This window comes from Lysobacter hankyongensis (assembly GCF_039543145.1).
GTDB classification, from domain to species: domain Bacteria; phylum Pseudomonadota; class Gammaproteobacteria; order Xanthomonadales; family Xanthomonadaceae; genus Lysobacter_I; species Lysobacter_I hankyongensis.
Genome location: NZ_BAABJE010000031.1, coordinates 1 through 1062, shown reverse-complemented (window position 1 = coordinate 1062; position 1062 = coordinate 1). Strand labels below are relative to the sequence as shown.

Annotated in this window: 1 protein-coding gene; it reads left to right on the top strand. The window is 65.2% G+C overall.

Going from position 1 to position 1062, the window contains the following annotated elements; all coding sequences use genetic code 11:
* Positions 1-1062 (top strand): IS3 family transposase gene (locus ABD974_RS19460; protein WP_345305010.1). Its coding sequence is split into 2 segments (ribosomal slippage), with 1063 coding nucleotides annotated over them: positions 1-262 and positions 262-1062; the frame shifts between segments, so codons are not numbered across the junction. This gene is flagged as partial in the annotation.

Here is a 1062-nt window from a genome sequence, read left to right as displayed (position 1 = left end):
ATGAAGAAATCGCGATTCACGGAAGAACAGATCGTCCGGATACTCAAAGAGGTCGAAGCCGGGGCGAAGGTCGTCGAGACCTGTCGCAAGCACGGCATCAGCGAGGCCACCTACTATCAATGGAAGGCCAAGTACGCCGGCCTGGAGGTGTCGCAGTTGCGACACCTGAAGGACGTCGAAGGCGAGTTGGCCCGTCTGAAGCGGATGTACGCCGACCTGGCGCTGGAGCACCACGCGCTCAAGGATGTGCTGTCGCGAAAAGGTTGAGCCAGGCTCGACGGCTCGAGTTGAGCCTGGCGATGCAAACCGACTTCGGGCTCAGCGCCCGGCGGGCGGATCGTGTGCTGGGACTGTCCCGTTCGGCGCGGCACTACTGGCCACGCGCGCGTGACGACGGTCCGTTGATCGATGCGATGCAGGCCCACCTGAAGGACAACCCCGGCTACGGCTTCGGGCTGCTCTTCGGCGAGGCGTTGAAGCCGCGCGGCTGGGGCAAGACCCGGTGCTGGCGCGTCTACACCGGGCTCAAGCTCAACCTGCCGCGCCGTGGCAGGAAGCGACTGCCCGATCGCATCCGGGACCCGCTGGAGATCCCGGCCATCGCGAACGACACCTGGTCGGCCGACTTCATGGCCGACGCGCTGTGGTCGGGTCGTCGCTTCCGCACCTTTAACGTCACCGACGACTTCAATCGCGAATGCCTGAAGATCGAGATCGACACCAGCCTGCCGTCGGTACGCGTGATCCGTGCGCTCGACGAACTGGTCGAGTTGCGAGGCGTGCCGCGCCGGCTTCGCCTGGACAACGGCCCGGAGTTCACCAGCGCTGCTTTGCGCGACTGGGCCCAGCGGCATCGCGTCGAACTCGTGCACATCCAGCCCGGCAAGCCTACGCAGAACGCGCTGATCGAACGCTTCAACCGTACGCTCCGTACCGAGGTACTCGACCGCTATGTGTTTACCAGTCTGCCCGAAGTGCGGCGGATGACCGAGGACTGGCGCCACCGTTACAACCATCACCGCCCGCACCGATCGCTGGCCGGCCTCTCGCCGGTCGCCTTCG